At 37.8% G+C, this 20754-nt stretch carries 23 protein-coding genes; 17 read left to right on the forward strand and 6 right to left on the reverse strand.

Features of this window, described 5'->3' with window-relative positions:
• The 3 genes from HMPREF2963_RS08570 to ftsY are packed head-to-tail and all read left to right on the forward strand — an operon-like array spanning window position 1 to window position 3122.
• The gene (locus HMPREF2963_RS08570) at window positions 1-795 is read left to right on the forward strand and encodes a Cof-type HAD-IIB family hydrolase (RefSeq protein WP_070669401.1); all 795 of its coding nucleotides are present in this window, start codon (window positions 1-3) and stop codon (window positions 793-795) included.
• Window positions 795-1607: a Cof-type HAD-IIB family hydrolase gene (locus tag HMPREF2963_RS08575; RefSeq protein WP_070669402.1), complete on the forward strand. Its 813-nt coding sequence runs from the start codon at window positions 795-797 to the stop codon at window positions 1605-1607. Before HMPREF2963_RS08570 ends, HMPREF2963_RS08575 begins: the two co-directional genes overlap by 1 nt.
• 12 nt (window positions 1608-1619) lie before the next feature.
• A complete protein-coding gene (gene ftsY, locus HMPREF2963_RS08580; RefSeq protein ID WP_070669403.1) occupies window positions 1620-3122 on the forward strand; it encodes a signal recognition particle-docking protein FtsY in 1503 nt (500 codons plus the stop codon).
• Window positions 3123-3174: 52 nt separating this feature from the next.
• Here ftsY and zwf read toward each other — a convergent pair whose 3' ends face one another.
• From zwf to HMPREF2963_RS09330, 5 genes are all read right to left on the reverse strand, one after another.
• Window positions 3175-4662, reverse strand: coding sequence for a glucose-6-phosphate dehydrogenase (gene zwf, locus HMPREF2963_RS08585; protein WP_006270712.1), 1488 nt, complete (start codon window positions 4660-4662; stop codon window positions 3175-3177).
• A gap of 47 nt (window positions 4663-4709) precedes the next feature.
• Window positions 4710-6074, reverse strand: coding sequence for an MFS transporter (locus HMPREF2963_RS08590; protein ID WP_003068705.1), 1365 nt, complete (start codon window positions 6072-6074; stop codon window positions 4710-4712).
• Between the two features lie 114 nt (window positions 6075-6188).
• Entirely contained in the window at window positions 6189-7004 is an 816-nt protein-coding gene (locus HMPREF2963_RS08595) for a TIGR03943 family putative permease subunit (protein WP_003068707.1), read from the reverse strand.
• Window positions 7001-7906 (reverse strand): permease, encoded by a 906-nt coding sequence (locus HMPREF2963_RS08600; protein WP_070669404.1) that lies wholly within the window; start codon window positions 7904-7906, stop codon window positions 7001-7003. The genes HMPREF2963_RS08595 and HMPREF2963_RS08600 overlap by 4 nt, the downstream gene beginning before the upstream one ends.
• The gene (locus HMPREF2963_RS09330; RefSeq protein WP_102989260.1) at window positions 7903-8043 is read right to left on the reverse strand and encodes an SPJ_0845 family protein; all 141 of its coding nucleotides are present in this window, start codon (window positions 8041-8043) and stop codon (window positions 7903-7905) included. The genes HMPREF2963_RS08600 and HMPREF2963_RS09330 overlap by 4 nt, the downstream gene beginning before the upstream one ends.
• 142 nt (window positions 8044-8185) lie before the next feature.
• Here HMPREF2963_RS09330 and HMPREF2963_RS08605 point away from each other — a divergent pair, with 142 nt between their 5' ends.
• From HMPREF2963_RS08605 to HMPREF2963_RS08660, 12 genes are all read left to right on the forward strand, one after another.
• Window positions 8186-9046 (forward strand): DNA adenine methylase, encoded by an 861-nt coding sequence (locus HMPREF2963_RS08605; RefSeq protein WP_070669405.1) that lies wholly within the window; start codon window positions 8186-8188, stop codon window positions 9044-9046.
• Window positions 9039-9851 (forward strand): DNA-methyltransferase, encoded by an 813-nt coding sequence (locus HMPREF2963_RS08610; protein WP_037591035.1) that lies wholly within the window; start codon window positions 9039-9041, stop codon window positions 9849-9851. The genes HMPREF2963_RS08605 and HMPREF2963_RS08610 overlap by 8 nt, the downstream gene beginning before the upstream one ends.
• Window positions 9835-10407, forward strand: a complete 573-nt coding sequence (locus HMPREF2963_RS08615; RefSeq protein ID WP_070669406.1) for a PD-(D/E)XK nuclease superfamily protein — start codon at window positions 9835-9837, stop codon at window positions 10405-10407. The genes HMPREF2963_RS08610 and HMPREF2963_RS08615 overlap by 17 nt, the downstream gene beginning before the upstream one ends.
• A gap of 18 nt (window positions 10408-10425) precedes the next feature.
• On the forward strand, window positions 10426-11331 hold the full coding sequence (locus tag HMPREF2963_RS08620) for a type II restriction endonuclease (RefSeq protein WP_003068721.1): 906 nt from the start codon (window positions 10426-10428) through the stop codon (window positions 11329-11331).
• Between the two features lie 229 nt (window positions 11332-11560).
• Window positions 11561-13690, forward strand: a complete 2130-nt coding sequence (locus tag HMPREF2963_RS08625) for a Tex family protein (protein ID WP_070669407.1) — start codon at window positions 11561-11563, stop codon at window positions 13688-13690.
• Window positions 13677-14129, forward strand: coding sequence for a SprT family protein (locus HMPREF2963_RS08630; protein WP_070669408.1), 453 nt, complete (start codon window positions 13677-13679; stop codon window positions 14127-14129). The genes HMPREF2963_RS08625 and HMPREF2963_RS08630 overlap by 14 nt, the downstream gene beginning before the upstream one ends.
• A gap of 101 nt (window positions 14130-14230) precedes the next feature.
• Entirely contained in the window at window positions 14231-14503 is a 273-nt protein-coding gene (locus tag HMPREF2963_RS08635) for a PspC domain-containing protein (protein ID WP_037591159.1), read from the forward strand.
• A gap of 49 nt (window positions 14504-14552) precedes the next feature.
• Window positions 14553-15074, forward strand: coding sequence for an NUDIX hydrolase (locus HMPREF2963_RS08640; protein WP_070484553.1), 522 nt, complete (start codon window positions 14553-14555; stop codon window positions 15072-15074).
• 110 nt (window positions 15075-15184) lie between these two features.
• On the forward strand, window positions 15185-16117 hold the full coding sequence (hprK, locus tag HMPREF2963_RS08645) for an HPr(Ser) kinase/phosphatase (protein ID WP_070669409.1): 933 nt from the start codon (window positions 15185-15187) through the stop codon (window positions 16115-16117).
• A complete protein-coding gene (gene lgt / locus HMPREF2963_RS08650) occupies window positions 16110-16883 on the forward strand; it encodes a prolipoprotein diacylglyceryl transferase (protein ID WP_006270687.1) in 774 nt (257 codons plus the stop codon). Before hprK ends, lgt begins: the two co-directional genes overlap by 8 nt.
• A gap of 17 nt (window positions 16884-16900) precedes the next feature.
• The gene (locus tag HMPREF2963_RS08655) at window positions 16901-17284 is read left to right on the forward strand and encodes a DUF948 domain-containing protein (protein WP_020997853.1); all 384 of its coding nucleotides are present in this window, start codon (window positions 16901-16903) and stop codon (window positions 17282-17284) included.
• Window positions 17285-17299: 15 nt separating this feature from the next.
• Window positions 17300-17773, forward strand: coding sequence for a YtxH domain-containing protein (locus tag HMPREF2963_RS08660; protein WP_020997852.1), 474 nt, complete (start codon window positions 17300-17302; stop codon window positions 17771-17773).
• Between the two features lie 89 nt (window positions 17774-17862).
• On the opposite strand, the gene HMPREF2963_RS08665 is transcribed toward HMPREF2963_RS08660, so the two are convergent.
• Window positions 17863-18150, reverse strand: a complete 288-nt coding sequence (locus tag HMPREF2963_RS08665; protein ID WP_020997851.1) for a DUF3270 domain-containing protein — start codon at window positions 18148-18150, stop codon at window positions 17863-17865.
• A 138-nt stretch (window positions 18151-18288) separates the two neighbouring features.
• Here HMPREF2963_RS08665 and HMPREF2963_RS08670 point away from each other — a divergent pair, with 138 nt between their 5' ends.
• A complete protein-coding gene (locus HMPREF2963_RS08670) occupies window positions 18289-19218 on the forward strand; it encodes a peptidase U32 family protein (protein ID WP_070669410.1) in 930 nt (309 codons plus the stop codon).
• A gap of 130 nt (window positions 19219-19348) precedes the next feature.
• On the forward strand, window positions 19349-20635 hold the full coding sequence (locus HMPREF2963_RS08675) for a peptidase U32 family protein (protein WP_070669411.1): 1287 nt from the start codon (window positions 19349-19351) through the stop codon (window positions 20633-20635).
• Window positions 20636-20754 lie beyond the last annotated feature (119 nt).

Consider the following 20754-nt stretch of genomic DNA (forward strand, 5'->3'; position numbering starts at 1 on the left):
ATGAATATAAAATTAGTTGCAACAGATATGGACGGCACCTTTTTAGATGACAAAGGTCAGTTTGACATGGTTCGACTTAAGAACTTATTGCTTCGTTTTAAAGAAAAAAGTATCTATTTTGCAGTAGCCAGTGGACGCGGTTTGCTGTCATTAGAAAAGCTATTTGAGGACGTGCAAGATGAGATTATCTTCATTGCTGAGAATGGTAGTTTGGTAGAATTTCGTGGAAAAGATCTTTATGAAGCAACAATGTCTAAGGATTTTTATCTATCAGCTTTTGAGAAATTAAAAACATCTCCATATATCAATATCAATGAATTGCTTCTGACAGGGAAAAAAGGTTGTTATGTCTTGGAGACAGTTGATCCAGCTTATTTAGCTTTCAGCACTCATTATAATGAAAATATCCAAAAAGTTGCTCACTTGGAGGATATTACAGATGAAATTTTCAAATTTACCACCAACTTTTCTGAAGAAACAGTTGCTGCTGGTGAAGCTTGGGTTAATCAACACGTTCCTGGTGTCAAAGCCATGACAACAGGCTATAAGTCAATTGATATTGTTCTAGACTATGTGGATAAAGGAGTTGCTATTGTTGAATTAGCGAAAAAGCTAAATCTTGAGATGGATCAGGTCATGACATTTGGAGATAATCTGAATGACCTACACATGATGCAAGTTTCTGGTTATCCCATTGCCCCTGAAAATGCTCGTCCAGAGATTTTGGAAGTAGCCAAAGAGGTCATCGGACACCATGCAGCGCATTCAGTCATGACTTATATGGAGGGCTTATAATGGCAGATATAAAATTGATTGCTCTAGATTTAGATGGAACGTTACTAAATTCTGACAAAAAAATTTCTGCTCGAAATTTAGCAACTCTTAAGCTGGCTCAAGAACAAGGAATCAAGGTTGTTTTAACGACTGGTCGACCTCTTAAAGCAATGGAACTTTTCTTAAACGAATTGGGTGTTGCCAATCAAGAGGATGAATACACCATTACTTTTAATGGTGGTTTGGTGCAACGCAACACAGGTGAAATTCTTGATAAAACAGTTTTTGCTTATGATGATGTGACCCGTATTTTTGAGGAAACAGAAAAGTTGGGCTTGCCGTTAGATGCGATTTGTGAAGGGACTGTTTACCAAATCCAGTCAGATCATGAGTCGCTTTATCAAACTTGTAACCCTGCTTTAACATTTGAGTCTGTTTCATTTGCAGATTTATCTAGCCAACAAACTTATAATAAATGTGTGACAGCTTATGCACCAGATCTACTTGATCGTAGTATTGCTCAATTTTCGTCTGACTTATTTGACAAATATGAAATTTTTAAGTCACGCGATATGCTGTTAGAATGGTCTCCAAAGAATGTTCATAAGGCAAATGGCTTAGAAAAATTGATTAGTCATTTAGGAATTGAACAAAGTGAAGTCATGACTTGCGGAGATGAAGCAAACGACCTATCTATGATAAAATGGGCAGGGCTTGGTGTAGCTATGCAAAATGCAGTAGCAGCAGTCAAAGAAGTTGCCAATGTGGTGACGCCGATGACGAATGATGAAGATGCTGTTGCTTGGGCTATAGAAAAATATGTACTGAAATAAAGGAGGAATCTGATGGGGTTATTTAATCGCCTTTTTGGTCGCCAAAAAGAAGAAAAAACAGTTGAAAATATTCTTGAAGAAGCTGTAGAAATAGTACCAGAGGATAATCAAGGAAAGAATCTAGAAATAGCAGAAAAGGATTCTGTAGAGAATGCGCAATCTGAGAATCTAGATGAACAAAAGCTCCAGACAGAACTAAAAGAACGGCTTGCTGAGGATAAAACGCGTCTTGAAACCATTCAAGAAAAAGTAGAAGAAATAGATTCGGAAATGGCCGAGACAGAAGCAAGGATAGAGTCAGATGAAAGAGATTCACAAGTTCCAGAAAGCCATGCTTTGCAAAGTGAAATGGCAGATTCACAACCCGTAAACAAAGAAAAATCTTTTTCTCAGACTCCAACCCAGCAAGCAGGTGCTGCTGCAGATTTACAGGCTCGTTTAGTGGAAGCTAGACGACTACAAGCAGAACAAGAAAAAATGAGGCAACTGGACGAAGCGAATGCAGCAAGTGCAGAAACAATCTCGGAAAACTTTTCTAGCCTAACATCAACTAATGAAGCAGTTGATGCAAATTCATCTATTCAGGAAGAAACGGTTCAGGAAAAGTATGACCGCAGTCTCAAAAAGACACGGACAGGATTTGGAGCCCGCCTTAATGCTTTTTTTGCAGCTTTCCGTTCTGTAGATGAGGAATTTTTTGAAGAGTTAGAAGAACTCTTGATTACGAGTGATGTTGGGGTGCAAGTTGCCTCCAATCTGACTGAGGAATTACGTCAAGAAGCTCGCCTTGAAAATGCTAAAAAATCAGATGCCCTTCGTCGGGTCATCATCGAAAAGTTAGTAGACATCTATGAAAAAGACGGTCAATTTAACGAAAAAATTAATTTACAAGACGGTCTGACAGTTATGCTTTTTGTAGGTGTGAATGGAGTTGGAAAGACCACTTCCATCGGGAAATTGGCTTATAAATATAAACAAGCTGGCAAAAAAGTTATGTTAGTTGCAGCAGACACTTTCCGTGCAGGAGCTGTTGCTCAACTGGTAGAATGGGGGCGTCGAGTAGATGTTCCTGTTGTGACAGGTCCAGAAAAGAGTGATCCAGCCAGCGTTGTTTATGATGGCATGGAGCAAGCAAAGGCTGAAAATGTAGATATTCTCATGATTGATACAGCTGGACGTTTGCAAAACAAAGATAATCTCATGGCAGAGTTGGAAAAAATTGGACGAATTATTAAACGGGTAGATCCTGTTGCGCCGCATGAAACTTTCTTAGCTCTGGACGCTTCGACGGGACAAAATGCCCTTGTTCAGGCGAAGGAATTTTCAAAGATTACGCCAGTAACGGGGATTGTTTTGACAAAAATTGATGGAACTGCGCGTGGTGGTGTCGTTCTTGCAATCCGCCAAGAACTCGATATTCCAGTTAAACTGATTGGATTCGGAGAAAAAATTGACGATATTGGAGTATTTAACTCTGAAAACTTTATGAAAGGGCTCTTGGAAGGATTGGTATAAGAAAAAAGACTTGCAATTCATTCATTTTGCAAGTCTTTTGCGTATATTTACGTTAACCCAATCGTCCTTCTTTGCGATAGGTTTCGTCTGGTTGCCAATTCCAATGAGCTTCAAATTGGTTAAGGAGATCAAAGCTAGCTTTGGGTCCCATAGTACCTGATTTGTACTGATGAAGAGGGACTTCGTTGTTTGCCCACAGGGATTCAATGCGATCAATCAATTCCCAGCTAGAACGTACTTCGTCCCAATGGCTGAAATTGGTTGAGTCATTGTTTAGCACATCGTAGATGAGCTTCTCATAAGGTTCTGGTGAAGCGCCAGAAGCGGTTGCATCTGTACGATAATCAAGTGTCAGCGGAGCTAAGTTAAATTGCTCGCCTACTTCTTTGCCATTCATGCTAAGTGAAAATCCTTCAGTCGGCTGAATGTAAATCGTCAGTACATTTGGTTGAAGCGAGGAGCCGAAAATAGATTCTATTTGTTTGAAAACAATGTTGACATGGGTTCCTTTGGCAGTGAGACGTTTTCCAGTACGAAAGAAGAATGGCACACCACGGAAACGATCGCTGTCCACAAAGAACGCACCAGAAACAAAGGTTTCAGTGGTAGACTCTGGCTCAACATTTGGTTCACTGCGATAGGAAATATATTTTTTTCCGTCCACTTTTCCAGAAGTGTACTGACCACGAATGAAAAGTTTTTTCAGGTCATTATCGGTAGATTTGTGCAAGTGCTTGAAAACCTTAATTTTTTCAGCCCGAATGTCATCTTTAGTAAATGCTTTGGGCTTATCCATAGCAAGTAAAGACAGGAGTTGAAGCGTATGATTTTGCACCATATCACGCAGGGCACCTGAATGATCGTAATAGCCACCGCGCTCTTCCACGCCTAACTTTTCCGCAAAGGTAATCTGTACATTGTCAATATAATCACGATTCCAGACATTTTCAAAAAGAAGATTAGCAAAGCGAATGGCAAAAATACTTTGAATCATTTCCTTGCCGAGATAATGGTCAATACGGAAAATCTGCTCTTCGTCAAATGTTGCTAACAAATCATCGTTTAGTTTGCTAGCAGAGGCAAGATCTGTGCCGAAAGGTTTTTCTACAATTAAGCGTTCAAATCCTTTCCCGTCTACAATTTGCTCGGATTTGAGATGTTTGGCAATCGTCCCAAAAAACTGAGGAGCCATAGATAAAAAGAACAATTTATTGTGTTCTGCTTGATAGTGCTCATTGAGATGATTTTGTAGTTTTCTTAATTCAATATAATGCTCGGTATCTTGGACATCGTGACTTTGGTAATAGAAATGGCTAGCAAAGTCTTGCGCTTGCTCAGGGCTGTCTGCGAGGTCTGTAATAGACTCAACCACGACAGATTCAAAATATTCCTTGCTCCAAGGTCTGCGAGCAGTTCCGATAACTGCAAAATGTTTAGACAAATTACCAGATCTATACAATCTAAAAAGAGAAGGATAAAGTTTTCTTTTTGCCAAATCTCCACTGGCACCAAAAATTGTAATAATCACTTTTGAAGACATTTTGAACACCTGTTTTCTAATATTTTATTTATTTTATCATAAATTGATTAAAATTTCCGAGTTTTGATAGCTCGAAATAAAGAGTAAAAGAGATAAAAAATAAGGATAACAAGGAAGAACAGGAGTAGAAAGACAAGATGCACACCGGTCGTTGTATTAGGAGATTGATTAACGATTATAGCAGCGATAGCTGTTCCCAAAGCACCGGCAAATGTTTGAGCCGTTTGAAAGAGTGCTGTAGCATCTGGTGATTTCTCACGGCTAATCTGTGAGACAGATAGAGCCATAGTGTTATTGAATGCCATATTACGCCCGATTGTAAAGAAAATATAAGTAAGAATAATCAGTGGTAGCGTTAAGGATTCCGTAAAGAATGCAAAAACGGAAATAGCTAAGAAAAAGAGAAGATTCCCACCATATAGGGAAAGTTTTGCTCCTTTGTTATCATACAATTTTCCTAAAAAAGGTGCTGAGAAAGCTCCCAACATTGTTCCGGGCAGCAGTGCAAAACCAGCAGCAGAGGTAGCTTCGTGTTTTACTAAAACTAAGAAATTAGGAATCAGAAAATTGGCTGATAAATTTGAAAATTGGTAAAGGAAGAACGGAATGATTCCAAGTAAAATAGCTGGATTTTTCAAAATACGAATATCTAAAAAAGGATGTTCCACTGTTAAACTTCTCCAAATGAAAAGTAGAAGTGATAATAAAAAGATGATGACGAAGCTCCAATTAAAACTACCTTCTTCTAAGCTAGAAATCATCATGATAGAAAAAGTCAGTGAAAGTGTAAGAAGCAAGAAAGAAATCCACTCAAAAGGACGTTTTTGTTTATTGGGGGTATTTTCTAAAAAGAAAAATCCTAGAATGAACGAGATGATCGAAACTGGCATGATGAATGTGTAAATCATGTGCCAATCAAACAAGCCAATCATAAAGCCGCCGTAAGTTGGACCAATTGCAGGTGCTAGGCTAATCACTAGCCCAGTCAGTCCCATATAAAAGCCAATTTGACTGCGTGGAATCCGTTCTACAATCAAGTTAAACATTAACGGTATGGCTATTCCAGTGGCAGCGCCTTGTAGAATCCGCCCTAGCATTAGTAGAGCAAAATTAGGAGCAAGCATCGCCACACCATTTCCGAACGTAAAAGTAACTAGGCTAGTGAAGAGAATTTTTCGTTCAGACCAGTTGTGTGCTAGTGTGGCTCCGAGTGTAATCGTAATGGAAACAGCAAGCAAGTAGCCTGTCGTAATCCATTGCAATGTGCCAAGGTCTGTATGAAACACTTTCATAAGATGCGGAAAAGTGACATTCATACTGGTTTCAGAAAGAATTCCAGCAAAAGCAATTAGTGCTGTGGCAAAAATGGATAGCAAGGTTTTTCTTGAAACAGGTTGGTTGTGTTCTGACATAGTATCTCCTAAAATTATAAATCTCTCTTATTTTATCATAATTGCTCAGAAAAGAGCATAATAGGAGACCTAGAGAAATAGTTCTCAGGTCTTCTTTTGTTTATTCAATATGGGTTAAAAGACACGATAGACATAAGGATTGCTAGGTTTTTCAACTTTCTTGAAACTATCTACTTCAAGCATTGGTAAACTTTGGCCTAGCTGTTTGTGGTAGCGAATCGTAATTTTCCCACTCGCTCTTATCCAGGTGTTATTTTCGAAATGCTCAGTATTTCCAGTTGTCAGAAGTCCATAAACCCCCGAATCGGCGATACAATGAATAATGCCAAAGCGGAACAAAAATTGACTTTTAGCATCGCTTGGATCATTATAGACGAAACCGGTAAATTCTAGTCGTTTTCCAGCAAATTCATCTGGATAATCATAAAGAACTTCCATGACCTCCATATAATTTTCATTCGTAACAGAGATGGTATCTTTTTTCAGATATTTTTTGGCGGCTGCTCGCATTTCTTTCTCATAAGCACTTTTAGTGAAATAAGTGCTGGTATCAGGTTTTAGATACTGATTGGTAGTGCCTTCATCAGCTTGAATGTTTTTTGAACTACCGTCAGCTAACGGGAAATGGTAACCTTTAGCAGAAACGGTCGTAGAGTCTAAACTGACTGTTGGAAAGAAGAGAGCCACCAGCAACGGTACGATGAGAAAAGCAATACTAGCAAATTTTGCCGAACGACTCGTCAGATGGCTGTGTACTTTCATTTTTTTCATCCAGACAATGAGCTGGACAATGGCTAGCACGAAAGAAAGAACCATTGAAATATATGCCAAATAAGAAAAATGCATATTGATGTATTGATTGAGCTTGCCAGAAAGTTGCAAATACATGGTAATTTCAAAATAACCAGCTAAAATTAGAAAACGAATCATAGCACTACCCCCACAAGCCAAGAATAAAGAACAACGACTAAACTAACAATTCCAATAAATTGCCAGATGAATCGTCCTTTGAGATAATTTTTCATCATGAGAATATTTTTTACATCTAACATTGGTCCAATGACGAGGAAAGCTAAAACTGGTGCTAACCCAAAACTAGAAATGAGTGAGCTTCCGATAAAGGCATCAGCTTCGCTACAAAGTGAGAGAAGAAATGCAAGCACCATCAATAATAGAATAGCCATAAGTGGTGTTGCACTAATAGAAGTCAGAATGCGTGTAGGCACATAGACTTGAACGATGCTGGCAAAGAGACAGCCAAAAACTAAATAGCGACCAGTATCGAAAAATTCGTCAATAGATTGCACAAACACTTGAAATACTTTCTGCGTTTGATTCAAATGAGAAAAGTCATGCTCATGCCGAATAACTCGATTTTCTTTTTGAATATTTGCAGTATTGAGAAAGCCAAAGAAAATTCCTAGAACAATTGCTACAACAACAGATCCAAAAGCTCTGAGTAACGCCATTTTAAAGGAATTTCCAAAAGCAGAGTAAGTTGCAAAGAGAACGATAGGATTGATAACTGGCGCTGTTACCATAAAAGGTACGGCTGTATAACTTGGCACTTTCTTTTCCAAAAAGCGATTGATAATGGGAACAATTCCACATTCGCAAGAGGGGAAAATAAAGCCAATAAATGTACCAAAGAAAATCCGACCCCATTTATTTTTAGGCAGATAGCGATAAACTTTGTCTGGTGTGATATAAACCTCTATAAAACCTGAAATAATGCTCCCAATCAGCACAAAAGGCAGTGCTTCAATAATAATGGAGAGGAAAATCGCACCGGCTTGCAGCACACTAGGCGGCAGTTGATGGAAAAAGTTCATGACTTTTTAGCCTTTTGCTCTTTTTTCATCTTTTTTTCTTTTTCATCAGGAAATTCTACTTTTTCAATTTTAGGTAACGTTGCAAATTCTTCGAACATTTTGTCTAAATCATCTGAACGCGTAAATTTAATAGCCATAGCAGCCTCCTTTTTCTTTTTTACTATTATACTATCATTTTGAAGATTATGGTGAAATAAAGTCACGAGAATCATTATCCGTTTGTGTACTAAGGCTTGGAATGTGGTATAATGAAGAGACTATGTGTATAAGGAAAAAAACATGTCTTCAGATACTGATGTAAAATTAAGATATTATAATCTCCAGCCTTTTACCAAGTGGACTGGGGGGAAACGCCAACTTTTGGGAGAGCTGAGGAGCTACATGCCTGAAAACTATAATCGCTATTTTGAGCCTTTTGTTGGCGGTGGCGCTTTATTTTTTGATTTGGCTCCTGAGCAAGCGGTTATCAATGATTTTAATGAGGAGCTAATCAATGCTTACCGTCAGATAAAGGATAAGCCAGTTGACTTGATTGATTTACTGTTGGGGCATAAAGAAAATAATAGTAAGGATTATTATTTGGAATTGCGGGCAGCCGATCGAGATGGTCGGCTTGCCAGTATGACAGATGTAGAACGAGCAGCGAGAATTCTCTATATGCTTCGGGTTGATTTTAATGGCTTGTATCGAGTTAATTCAAAAAATCAATTTAACGTTCCTTATGGTCGCTATAAAAATCCAAAAATAGTAGATGTGGATTTAATTCACCAAATTAGCGGTTATTTGAATGAAAATGATATAGAGATTTTGCAAACAGACTTTGCTGATGCAGTTGCAGGAGCCCAAACAGGAGATTTTGTCTATTTTGATCCCCCTTATATTCCTCTAAATGAAACGAGTTCATTTACTTCTTATACTCATGAAGGTTTTTCTTATGAAGAACAAGTTCGTTTGAGGGATACCTTTAAGGAATTAACTGATAGAGGAGTTTATGTTATGTTGTCAAATTCTTCCAGTCCTTTGGTGGAAGAACTTTATCAAGATTTTAACGTCCACTTTGTCGAAGCGCAGCGGACTAATGGTGCAAAAAGTTCGAGTCGTGGAAAAATTTCAGAAATCATAGTAACAAATTATGACTAATTGCGAATACAAGTATGGGGGTGTTTTGATGACAAAACCATACTATCATAAAGACAAAACTATTCTGGTTCATGCAGATACCTTTGATTTTTTACAAAAAATGAAGCCAGAAAGCATGGATATGATCTTTGCAGATCCTCCATATTTTTTAAGTAATGGTGGTTTTTCTAATTCTGGTGGGCAGGTTGTTTCAGTTGACAAAGGTGACTGGGATAAGATTTCTTCCTTGAAAGAAAAGCATGAATTTAATCGACAATGGATAAAATTAGCAAAAGAAGTTTTAAAACCCAATGGAACGATTTGGATTTCGGGAAGTCTACACAATATTTATTCCGTTGGTATGGCTTTGGAACAAGAAGGATTTAAAATTCTTAACAACATTACTTGGCAAAAAACAAATCCAGCACCGAATTTATCTTGTCGCTATTTTACTCATTCTACAGAGACGATCTTGTGGGCACGTAAGGATGATAAAAAAGCTAAACATTATTATAATTATAATCTGATGAAAGAAATCAACGGTGGTAAACAGATGAAGGATGTCTGGACAGGATCTCTAACCAAAAAAGCTGAAAAATGGGCAGGAAAGCATCCGACACAGAAACCAGAATATCTCTTAGAACGGATTATTTTAGCAAGTACCAAAGAGGGCGATTATATCTTAGATCCATTTGTAGGTAGTGGAACATCTGGTGTGGTTGCTAAGCGATTGGGACGTAGATTTATAGGGATTGATGCAGAAGAAGATTATTTAAAAATCGCTAAAAGAAGATTGGAGAAAGAAATTTATGACCAGAAAACATAATAAAAGCGGTGGGGGTTCTCAAACAATTATAAATGGATTAAAATTTGAAAGGGATACAGATTTTTCTGAATTGGTTGATTCACTTCCAAATTATGAAGTTAAAGAAATTAATTTTAATGATAAAAAAATAACAAAAGGTTTTGAAGTTTATAGGAAAGGTATGGATAAGCTTGTGGGTAAGATTATGCCTCAGCTTCGATTCTATGATTTTTTAAATGAAATAAATATCAAGAATACAAATTCTAAACAGTGGAAACCTGATGAGGTATTCGTTAATTTTGAGAATCACACTGTATATATTGTCGAGAAAAAATGGCAAGAAAGTGAAGGGAGCGTTGATGAAAAGTTATTGGGTTTTGGAAATAAAAGACGCCTTTACCAACGTTTGCTAGACGGTATTGAAGGTGACGAACCTTATGCAGTTCAATTTATATTTGTAGGGAATAGTAGTTTTTTTGGCAAGCAAAGATATAAAGATACATTTGAAATGTTAAGAGGTGACGGTATTAAAATTATGCTTGATGAGTATGATATGAATTTTTTCGGATTATATTAGAAGCTAAAGGATAAGATAATGAATTTTCAAGGATATATTACCTCTTCACCTGAAGAACGTTTAAATCACTTTTTGAATACTCTTTCAGTAACCAATCGCACTCCAGAATACTATGTTAACTGGGAGAAGGTTAGTCGTGAAACAAAAAAGTTTGAATTGGAACTGAACACGTTGAATTACCTAATTGGTAAAGAAGACATTTATAACGTTGCTTTAGAACTTTTTCAAAAACAGCCTGATTTGTTAAAGGCTGTACCTAGTTTGATTGCCAGTCGTGATAAAATTTTAGATATTCTCGTTATGGATAACGACGATAATATGTCTTTTGAACGATTAAATTTTAAAAAGATTGATACTAATAGATTGGTAGAGTATCTTGATTTTATTGAACAATCTGGTTTGTTAGATTTTCTTCAAAATCATGCAAATCGTTCTTTGGTAGATTATGTTTATGGAGTAGAGTCAGGTTTAGATAGTAATGCTCGTAAAAATAGGAGTGGAACAACTATGGAAGGAATCCTTGAGAGGAATGTTGCGAAGGTGTGCCAAACATATGGTTTAGAGTACAAAGCTCAAGCAACACCAGCTTTCATTAAGGAAAATTGGAGGATTGTCGTTCCAGTTGATAAATCTGAAAGACGTTTTGATGTAGCAGTGTTTTCTTCTGAAAAGAAAAAATGCTGGTTGATTGAAACAAATTATTATGGTGGAGGTGGCAGTAAACTAAAGGCGGTAGCTGGAGAGTTCACTGAACTAAGCCAGTTTGTCGAAACTTCTGATGATGATGTAACCTTCATCTGGGTTACCGATGGACAAGGGTGGAAAACTGCTCATTTACCATTAGCGGAAGCTTTTGCTCACGTTCCTAATGTTTTTAACCTTGAGATGCTTAAGCAAGATTATTTGGTTGAATTATTAAAATAAAAATTGGGACTTTTAAACAAATATGGAGAAGTATAATCACTAACTTTTCAAAAATCTTGTTTTAAAATATCACATATGTCATTTATACAAATTGCTATATGATTCATGAATATTAGGTGTCATACAATTTAAAAATAGAAAATTTTTGATAAAGTAAGATAGCCATAAACCAAGAATGAAGTAGTAATTGGATTTGGACGACTGGAAGAGGTATGATATAATATTCTTTATGGAAACAAATATTATTGAAATCGCACAAAGTTTAAATGTTAGTCAAAAACAAGTTGAAAAAGTTCTTGAATTGACAGCTGAAGGCAATACCATTCCTTTTATTGCTCGTTATCGGAAAGAGATGACAGGAAATTTAGATGAGGTAGAGATCAAGGCAATTCTTGATTTGGATAAAAGCCTGACAAATCTCAAAGAACGTAAAGAAACAGTGTTAGCTAAGATCGAGGAGCAAGGAAAGCTGACGGATAAATTACGTGCGGCTATTGAAACAGCTGAAAAGTTGGCTGATGTGGAAGAACTTTATCTTCCTTACAAAGAAAAACGTCGGACAAAGGCTACGATTGCGCGTGCAGCAGGACTTTTCCCCTTGGCACGGCTTATATTACAAAATATTAGCAATCTTCAAGAAGAAGCCATTGGTTTAACTAGTGAAGCATTTCCAACGGCAGAAGCGGTTCTATCTGGAGCTGTAGATATTTTGGTGGAAGCCATTTCAGAAGATGCCCAACTGCGTGCATGGACCTATCATGAAATACTGAAAAATTCAAGCATTGTTTCAACTTTGAAAGATGCAAATTTGGACGAAAAGCAAGTATTTCAAATTTATTATGATTTTTCTGAAAAAATTGCGGATATGCAAGGTTATCGGACCTTAGCTTTAAATCGGGGTGAAAAGCTAGGTGTTCTTAAAGTTGGTTTTGAACATAATGTAGAAAAAATCATCCGCTTTTTTGAATTACGGTTTAAGATTAAAAATAACTACATTCATGAAGCAATCCAGCAAGCAGTGAAAAAGAAAATCATTCCAGCTATGGAACGTCGAATTCGAACAGAATTAACTGAAACAGCGGAAGACGGTGCTATTCAGCTATTTTCAGACAATCTTCGTCATCTGCTCTTGATTGCGCCACTCAAAGGGCGCGTAGTACTCGGTTTTGACCCAGCTTTCCGGACAGGAGCTAAGCTAGCAGTCGTAGATGCAACTGGAAAAATGCTGACAACTCAGGTTATCTATCCTGTTCCGCCAGCAAAAGCAGCACAAATTGAAGCTTCTAAGCGAGAACTGTCAGACTTGATTGAACAATTTGGCGTTGAAATTATCGCTATTGGAAATGGAACAGCCAGTCGAGAAAGTGAAGCGTTTGTTGCTGAAGTGCTGAAAACTCATCCCAATGTCAGCTATGTTATTGTAAATGAAAGTGGTGCATCTGTTTATTCAGCTAGCGAATTAGCGCGGCATGAATTTCCTGATTTGACTGTTGAGAAACGTTCGGCTATCTCGATTGCCCGGCGTTTGCAGGATCCGCTTGCAGAGTTGGTTAAAATTGATCCAAAATCAATCGGTGTTGGGCAATACCAGCATGATGTTAGTCAGAAGAAATTATCTGAAAGCTTGGATTTTGTTGTAGATACCGTTGTCAATCAGGTTGGCGTTAATATCAATACTGCAAGTCCTTCTCTTCTCTCTCATGTAGCAGGATTGAACAAAACGATTTCTGAAAATATTGTCAAATATCGTGAAGAAGAAGGTATGATTCATTCGCGTGAAGATATTAAAAAAGTGCCTCGCTTGGGTGCTAAAGCATTTGAACAGGCAGCAGGTTTCTTACGGATTCCCGAAAGTGACAATATTTTAGACAATACAAGTGTTCACCCAGAGAGTTATCCAGCTGTTGAGAAATTATTCCAAATGCTAGCAATTAAGGACTTGAATCAAGATGGTCAGGAAAAATTACAGTCATTGGATGTAGCCAAGGTAGTTACTGACTTGGGAATAGGGGAAGCAACACTTAAAGACATCATTGCAGACTTGCTCAAGCCAGGTCGAGATTTACGCGATTCGTTTGATGCACCAGTTCTTCGTCAAGATGTTCTTGATATAAGAGATTTACAAATTGGACAAAAATTAGAAGGTGTTGTACGTAATGTCGTTGATTTTGGTGCTTTTGTGGATATTGGTATTCATGAAGATGGCTTGATTCATATTTCTAAGCTCAGCAACAGCTATGTCAAACATCCAAGTCAAGTTGTCTCTGTCGGTGACTTGGTAACCGTTTGGGTAGATAAATTGGATATAGAAAGAGAAAAGGTCAATCTTTCCTTGGTGGCACCGCGTGAATCTAACTAACTATGTTAGACAAGTTTCTTTGGAAGATTTTGGCAAGGAATTTCATCATGAAGCTGATTGGAACAAGCGTCTCCGCTCAACGGGCGGACGCTTTTTTCCAAAAGACGGTCATCTCGATTTTAACCCTAAAATCTATGAACAGTTTGGCTTAGAAACCTTCCGAAAAATTGTTCGTCATGAACTTTGTCACTATCATCTTTATTTTGAAAAGAAAGGCTATCGACATAAGGATCGAGATTTTAAGCAATTATTGAAAGCTGTGAACGGTTTGCGCTACGCACCAACTTTATCAAGACAACCAACTGCAAAAATTCTTATTTACCAATGCCTGCATTGTCATGTACAGTACCATAGAAAAAGACGGATCAATACTGCTCAGTATTGCTGTGGCAGTTGTCAAGGAAAACTCATTTTTGTCAGACAGTTGCAGTCTTTATGACTATTTTGGAGAAATAATCAGAAATCCGCCTAGGGACGGATGGCGTGATGACTAAAATGTGCTACACTAGATTTAGTATCAATGAAAGAGGCTAAATGATGATGAAAACAAAATTTTATAAATTACGTCGAAATAGCGCTGTATCAGGAGTCTTGGCTGGTTTGTCTGACAAATTCGGTTTGGACGTTGGGCTTGTTCGCTTTTTATTCGTTTTATTTACTATCTTTAACTTTGGCTTAGGGATTATCATCTATATTATCTTAGCCGCTGTGATGCCTTACAAGGAAGATGTGGAAGAAGAAATGTATGGAACAGGACCTCGTAAGCGCAAAGAAGCAGAAGCTATCAAAGAAGAAGATGGTTGGTTTTGGTGACTATAATAGAACGAGACTTTGTTTATATATGTAAAAAGGGGTTCAGGAAATGGACTCTCTTATTTTTGAAGGAGAAGAGATGGAATATTGGGATGCTTATGATGAGTATCGGGAAAAAGTTGGATATAAATTGCTCAGAGGAGAAGAGATTCCGGAAGGGAAGTACCATCTTTGTGTCAATGTCTTTGTTCGTCATATAGATGGGGAATTTCTCTTAATGCACCGCAGTCCAAAAAAAGAAATTCATCCTAATTATTATGAGTTTGGTGCAGGGGGAAGTGTGCTGGCTGGTGAAGATAGCATGACCGCAGCCTATCGTGAATTGTGGGAAGAAACTGGTCTAATTCCTAGAGAACTACAACTGATTGAGAAAGTGACGTCATCTAACGATCGCTGTCATTTTGATTTTTATGAGGCCATCGTGGCAGAGAAAACGGTGAGGTATCAAGAGAGTGAAACGGATGGTCACATTTGGTTGAAGTCTAGTGAGCTTCTATATTTTATGGATCGGTATCCTGTATTTCAAAATCAAAAACAAATTGTAGAACAAATGATTCAGTCAGAGGATTGATGGGTACTACAGATGTTTGAATCCATTTTCTTTGCAAAATCAAAGATGAAACTCTCTTTTAGTCTGAAAATTTGCTATAATAGATAAAGAAATTATCAAAGGGGAAAAATATGGCTGTAAGGATCAAAGATCTATTAAAAAAAGTCAGATTAAATGTGGTTTATGGTGATGAGAAAATGTTGGAAAAAGAGATTACAACATCTGATATTTCTCGTCCTGGACTTGAAATGACAGGTTATTTTAACTATTACACACCAGAACGTATCCAGCTAATGGGAATGAAAGAATGGTCTTACTTGATGAAGATGACCTCTCACAATCGCTATCAGGTTTTACGGAAAATGTTTGAACGAGACACTGTTATGATTGTGGCGCGTGATCTGAAAGTACCTGATGAGATGTTGAAGGCTGCAAAGGAAAATAAAATTGTTGTTCTCAGCAGCCGCACACCGACGAGTCGTTTATCAGGTGAAATTTCTAGCTATCTAGATTCACGTTTGGCTGAACGAACCAGTATTCATGGCGTTCTAATGGATATTTATGGCATGGGTGTTCTGATACAAGGTGATAGCGGAATTGGAAAAAGCGAAACTGGACTGGAGCTAGTTAAACGCGGGCATCGTTTAGTCGCAGATGACCGTGTGGATATCTACGCGAAAGATGAAATGACTCTCTGGGGTGAGCCAGCTGAAATTTTGCGCCATTTACTTGAGATTCGTGGCGTTGGGATTATTGATGTTATGAGCCTTTATGGGGCAAGTGCTGTAAAAGATTCATCACAGGTTCAGTTGGCTGTTTATCTGGAAAATTATGATGTCAATAAAACATTTGACCGCTTGGGAAACAATGGTGAGGAGTTTGAAGTATCAGGTGTGGCTATTCCAAGAATCCGCATTCCTGTGAAAACGGGTCGCAATATTTCGGTAGTGATTGAATCGGCAGCGATGAATTACCGCGCAAAAGAAATGGGCTTTGATGCAACGAAGACATTTGAGGAACGCTTAACCAATCTTATTAGTAAAAATGAGGTGGCTCATGATTAATCCAATTGCATTTAAGATAGGGCCTTTTAGTATTCGTTGGTATGCGATTTGTATTGTGACAGGTTTGATTTTAGCTGTCTATCTAGCTATGAAAGAAGCACCAAGGAAAAAGATTATTCCAGATGACATTCTTGATTTTATTCTTGTTGCATTTCCTCTGTCGATCGTTGGGGCTCGCATTTACTATGTCATTTTTGACTGGAACTATTATGCTAAAAATCCTGCTGAGATTTTTGCTATTTGGCACGGGGGAATTGCTATTTATGGTGGTTTAATTACTGGAGCGATTGTCTTATATTTCTTCTCCCAACAAAAATTTATTAACACACTAGACTTTTTAGATATTGCTGTTCCAGGTGTAATGATTGCTCAAAGTCTTGGGCGTTGGGGCAATTTCTTCAACCAAGAGGCTTACGGAGCGATTGTTAAACGTTTGGATTACTTGCCAAGTTTTATGCGCAACCAAATGTATATTGATGGGCATTATCGGCAACCAACTTTCCTTTATGAGTCGGTTTGGAATTTGTTAGGATTTGCTTTAGTGATGGTTGCGAGAAGAAAGAAAAATTTCCTCAAACGTGGAGAAATGACTGGATTTTATCTTATTTGGTATGGAATAGGTCGCATGGTGATTGAAGGCATGCGAACAGATAGTCTCATGTTTGCGGGCTTGCGTGTGTCACAATGGTTGTCTGCTGTTCTAGTGGTCGCAGGAATTATTCTTATCATTTACCAAAGAAAAAAAGTAGATACCCCTTATTATTAAAAAGTTAGGAGAAAAAGATGCTTGAAATTGCTTATAGTTTAGTGGCCCTTGCTTTGATTGCTTTGATTGTTTACACGATTTTCTTAGTCAGGAAAATCTCAACTGTCGTTGATGAAACAGAAAAAACAATTCAGGTATTGACAACGGATGTCAATGTGACACTCTATCAAACAAATGAATTGTTAACTAAAGTGAATGTTTTAGCAGATGATATTAACGGGAAAATGACAACAATTGATCCACTTTTCACTGCAGTTGCAGATTTGTCAGAGTCAGTTTCAGATTTAAATGATTCTGCTCGTCATTTGAGTAAAAAAGCTGCTACAGCAGGTAAAAATAGTGTAAAAGCTGGCACAACTTTATCGATCTTACGGATGATTACAAAACTATTTAAAAAATAAGAAAGAAGGTTTATTATGGGTAAATTTTCATCAATCCTTTTAGGAACACTCTCTGGAGCAGCTGCAGCTGTATTCCTCACTAGTAAAAAAGGAAAAGAAGTGACAGTCAAAGTTTCTGATTTCATGAATGAGGTCAAAGAAAATCCAGAGAATGTTAAAGATCAAGTAGTACAAAAAGCCAATCATTTCTCTAATCAAGCTGTCGAAGTTGTCAACCAAGCTAAAGAAAAGGTTGAGAGTGGAGAAATTACAGGTGAAACAATTCTTGGCTCTGTTAAAGAAGCGACGACACAAGTAGTTGAATTTTCACAAGAGAAATTTCAAGAATGGCGAGAAAAAATGGCGCCAGAAGGGATTTCACCAGAAGAATTAAAAAAAACTGCTCCAGAATCAGCAGAAAAAGAAGATTCTCCTGAGGACATTGTCATTGATTTGACAGAAACTGAGGAAACAGAAATGGAAAACGAAGATAAAAAAATTGAGGATTAATACCTCAATTTTTTTATCTGTTTAACTGAATCGATTTGCATCACAATAAAAACAGTGCCTTTGAAAAAGCAGGCACTTCAATCCCAAAACTATTTATTTCTTTTTCGACGAATAAATGTTTGCTGCACTTTGATACACACTAAGCTAACAGCGATTGCCAAAGTAAAGGCTAGAAATGTATTTACTTTAATTGACAAAAACAAAAAACTAAACAAAACTGTCAAGATACAAAATGTAGCAATATTGACAAAAAATAGCAATTCTTTCAGATTTGGATTTGTTTTTGCTTCAGGAATATAATCTTGATAAAGGGGATATTGTTCTTGTTCTAGATAAGCGTAGTCCTCTTGATAGGACTGATATTTTCTTGCGGTCATGTTCTCTCTCCTTACAGTACTCTCTTATTTTATCATGATTTTAATTAGATAAATATTACATAACGGTTACAAAAAGGCTAAAAATGCTTTTCAAATTAAAAAATAGAAGAGAAATCAAAAATATGTTATAATTTTGCTATGAAAAAGATTATCATTACAGCGACAGCTGAGAGCGTTGAACAAGTAAAAGAGCTTTTAGAAGCAGGCGTAGATCGCATTTATGTAGGTGAAAAGGAGTATGGTCTTCGGTTACCCCATGCTTTTTCTTATGATGAATTGCGGCAGATTGCAGCCCTTGTACATGAGGCGGACAAAAAGTTGACAGTTGCTGTCAATGCTTTGATGCATCAGGAAATGATGAATAAAATCAAGCCATTTCTTGATTTTTTAGTGGATATTCAGGCGGATTATATTACTGTGGGAGATGCCGGTGTCTTTTATGTGTTAAAACGCGATGGTTATCCGTTTAAGACGATTTATGATGCCTCGACTATGGTTGCTAGCAGTCGTCAAGTGAACTTCTGGGGGCAAAAAGCTGGCGCTTCTGAGGCTGTTTTAGCACGGGAAATTCCATCGGCAGAATTGTTTAAAATGCAGGAAGTGTTAGAAATTCCTGTTGAGATACTAGTCTATGGTGCTAGCGTCATTCATCATTCTAAGCGACCGCTTTTGCAGAATTATTATAATTTCACTCATATTGATGACGAAAAGAGTCGTGAGCGTGATTTATTCCTTGCAGAGCCGAGTGACCCAGATAGCCATTATTCTATTTTTGAGGACAATCATGGGACGCATATTTTTGCAAATAATGATTTGGATATGATGACGAAACTTGGAGAGTTGGTAGAACATGGCTTTACACATTGGAAATTAGAAGGCATTTACACGCCAGGACACAATTTTGTTGAAATTGCCCAACTCTTTGTGCAAGCGCGTGAGCTGATTGAGACCAATCAATTTACACATGATCAGGCTTTCCTTTTGGATGAGCAGATTCATCAATTGCATCCCAAAAATCGTTTCTTGGATACTGGATTTTATGAATATGATCCAGACCAGGTGAAATAAGGGACGCAGGTGGTCGCGAGTTGTGACTGCTTGTTTAACATTCACAATCTGCTACCTTTAGTTTGCTTTCAAGCCCTTTTTGCTATAAAATAAAAAGGCTAAGTATTAGAATATAGAAAAGAGCGAGAATATGACAAAAACTTTGAAAAGACCAGAAGTTCTGGCGCCTGCTGGAACGTTGGAAAAATTAAAAGTCGCCATTCGCTATGGAGCGGATGCTGTCTACATTGGCGGACAAGCCTATGGTTTGCGCAGTCGTGCTGGAAATTTTACGTTTGAAGAAATGGAAGAGGGCGTTCAATTTGCTCGTGAACATGGCGCAAAAGTCTATGTGGCTGCGAACATGGTAACCCACGAAGGCAATGAAGAAGGAGCTGGGGAATGGTTCCGCACTTTGCGGGATATTGGCATTTCTGCCGTTATCGTATCTGACCCAGCTTTGATTGCCATTGCTTGTACAGAAGCGCCGGGTTTGGAAGTACACTTGTCAACACAAGCTAGCGCAACAAACTATGAAACCTTGGAATTTTGGAAAGATTTGGGGTTGACACGTGTCGTTTTGGCGCGCGAAGTTTCCATGGAAGAATTGGCAGAAATCCGCAAACATACCGATGTTGAGATTGAAGCTTTTGTTCACGGTGCTATGTGTATTTCCTACTCAGGACGTTGTACTTTGTCCAATCATATGAGCATGCGGGATGCCAATCGTGGGGGCTGCTCTCAATCTTGCCGCTGGAAATATGATCTCTACGATATGCCCTTTGGACAAGAGCGCAAGAGCTTAAAAGGCGAAATTCCAGAAGAATTTTCTATGTCGGCTGTGGATATGTCCATGATTGACCATATTCCAGATATGATTGAAAATGGGGTGGACAGCTTGAAAATTGAAGGGCGCATGAAGTCCATTCACTATGTATCCACTGTTTCAAATTGTTACAAGGCGGCAGTAGATGCTTATCTTGAAAGTCCTGAAAACTTTGAAGCAATCAAGCAAGATTTAGTAGATGAAATGTGGAAAGTTGCGCAGCGTGAGTTGGCAACGGGATTTTACTATCATACACCAACTGAAAATGAGCAGCTTTTTGGAGCACGCCGCAAAATTCCGCAATATAAATTTGTGGCAGAAGTGGTGGCTTATGACCCTGATACGCAAACAGCGACTATTCGGCAACGAAATGTCATTAACGAGGGCGACCCAGTTGAGTTTTATGGTCCTGGTTTCCGTCATTTTGATGCAGTCATTACAGATTTATATGATTCAGATGGAAATAAAATTGATCGAGCTCCTAATCCGATGGAACTATTGACGATTTCCTTGCCACATCCAGTTTATCCAGGAGACATGGTACGTAGTCGTAAGGAGGGGCTGATAAATCTTTACAAAGAGGACGGAACAAGTGTCACGGTTCGGGCATAAAATTCACTTTGAAAAAGAGGTTGGAATTATATTTCTACCTCTTTTCATTTGTAAAAAATATTTTAAAAATCTCAATGTAAACGCTTGCTTTTTCAAAAAAGAAGGTGTACAATATAATT

It is taken from the genome of Streptococcus sp. HMSC067A03, assembly GCF_001814295.1.
In the GTDB taxonomy this organism is placed as follows: Bacteria; Bacillota; Bacilli; order Lactobacillales; family Streptococcaceae; genus Streptococcus; species Streptococcus constellatus.

Coding starts and splice junctions, on each gene's coding strand:
- lgt (WP_006270687.1), top strand. CDS start 16,110: ATGATTAATCCAATTGCATTTAAGATAGGGCCTTTTAGTATTCGTTGG.
- HMPREF2963_RS08615 (WP_070669406.1), top strand. CDS start 9,835: ATGACCAGAAAACATAATAAAAGCGGTGGGGGTTCTCAAACAATTATA.
- ftsY (WP_070669403.1), top strand. CDS start 1,620: ATGGGGTTATTTAATCGCCTTTTTGGTCGCCAAAAAGAAGAAAAAACA.
- HMPREF2963_RS09330 (WP_102989260.1), bottom strand. CDS start 8,043: ATGGCTATTAAATTTACGCGTTCAGATGATTTAGACAAAATGTTCGAA.
- HMPREF2963_RS08575 (WP_070669402.1), top strand. CDS start 795: ATGGCAGATATAAAATTGATTGCTCTAGATTTAGATGGAACGTTACTA.
- HMPREF2963_RS08620 (WP_003068721.1), top strand. CDS start 10,426: ATGAATTTTCAAGGATATATTACCTCTTCACCTGAAGAACGTTTAAAT.
- HMPREF2963_RS08665 (WP_020997851.1), bottom strand. CDS start 18,150: ATGACCGCAAGAAAATATCAGTCCTATCAAGAGGACTACGCTTATCTA.
- HMPREF2963_RS08655 (WP_020997853.1), top strand. CDS start 16,901: ATGCTTGAAATTGCTTATAGTTTAGTGGCCCTTGCTTTGATTGCTTTG.
- hprK (WP_070669409.1), top strand. CDS start 15,185: ATGGCTGTAAGGATCAAAGATCTATTAAAAAAAGTCAGATTAAATGTG.
- HMPREF2963_RS08570 (WP_070669401.1), top strand. CDS start 1: ATGAATATAAAATTAGTTGCAACAGATATGGACGGCACCTTTTTAGAT.
- HMPREF2963_RS08605 (WP_070669405.1), top strand. CDS start 8,186: ATGTCTTCAGATACTGATGTAAAATTAAGATATTATAATCTCCAGCCT.
- HMPREF2963_RS08590 (WP_003068705.1), bottom strand. CDS start 6,074: ATGTCAGAACACAACCAACCTGTTTCAAGAAAAACCTTGCTATCCATT.
- HMPREF2963_RS08660 (WP_020997852.1), top strand. CDS start 17,300: ATGGGTAAATTTTCATCAATCCTTTTAGGAACACTCTCTGGAGCAGCT.
- HMPREF2963_RS08675 (WP_070669411.1), top strand. CDS start 19,349: ATGACAAAAACTTTGAAAAGACCAGAAGTTCTGGCGCCTGCTGGAACG.
- HMPREF2963_RS08670 (WP_070669410.1), top strand. CDS start 18,289: ATGAAAAAGATTATCATTACAGCGACAGCTGAGAGCGTTGAACAAGTA.
- HMPREF2963_RS08625 (WP_070669407.1), top strand. CDS start 11,561: ATGGAAACAAATATTATTGAAATCGCACAAAGTTTAAATGTTAGTCAA.
- HMPREF2963_RS08635 (WP_037591159.1), top strand. CDS start 14,231: ATGAAAACAAAATTTTATAAATTACGTCGAAATAGCGCTGTATCAGGA.
- HMPREF2963_RS08610 (WP_037591035.1), top strand. CDS start 9,039: ATGACTAATTGCGAATACAAGTATGGGGGTGTTTTGATGACAAAACCA.
- zwf (WP_006270712.1), bottom strand. CDS start 4,662: ATGTCTTCAAAAGTGATTATTACAATTTTTGGTGCCAGTGGAGATTTG.
- HMPREF2963_RS08640 (WP_070484553.1), top strand. CDS start 14,553: ATGGACTCTCTTATTTTTGAAGGAGAAGAGATGGAATATTGGGATGCT.
- HMPREF2963_RS08595 (WP_003068707.1), bottom strand. CDS start 7,004: ATGATTCGTTTTCTAATTTTAGCTGGTTATTTTGAAATTACCATGTAT.
- HMPREF2963_RS08600 (WP_070669404.1), bottom strand. CDS start 7,906: ATGAACTTTTTCCATCAACTGCCGCCTAGTGTGCTGCAAGCCGGTGCG.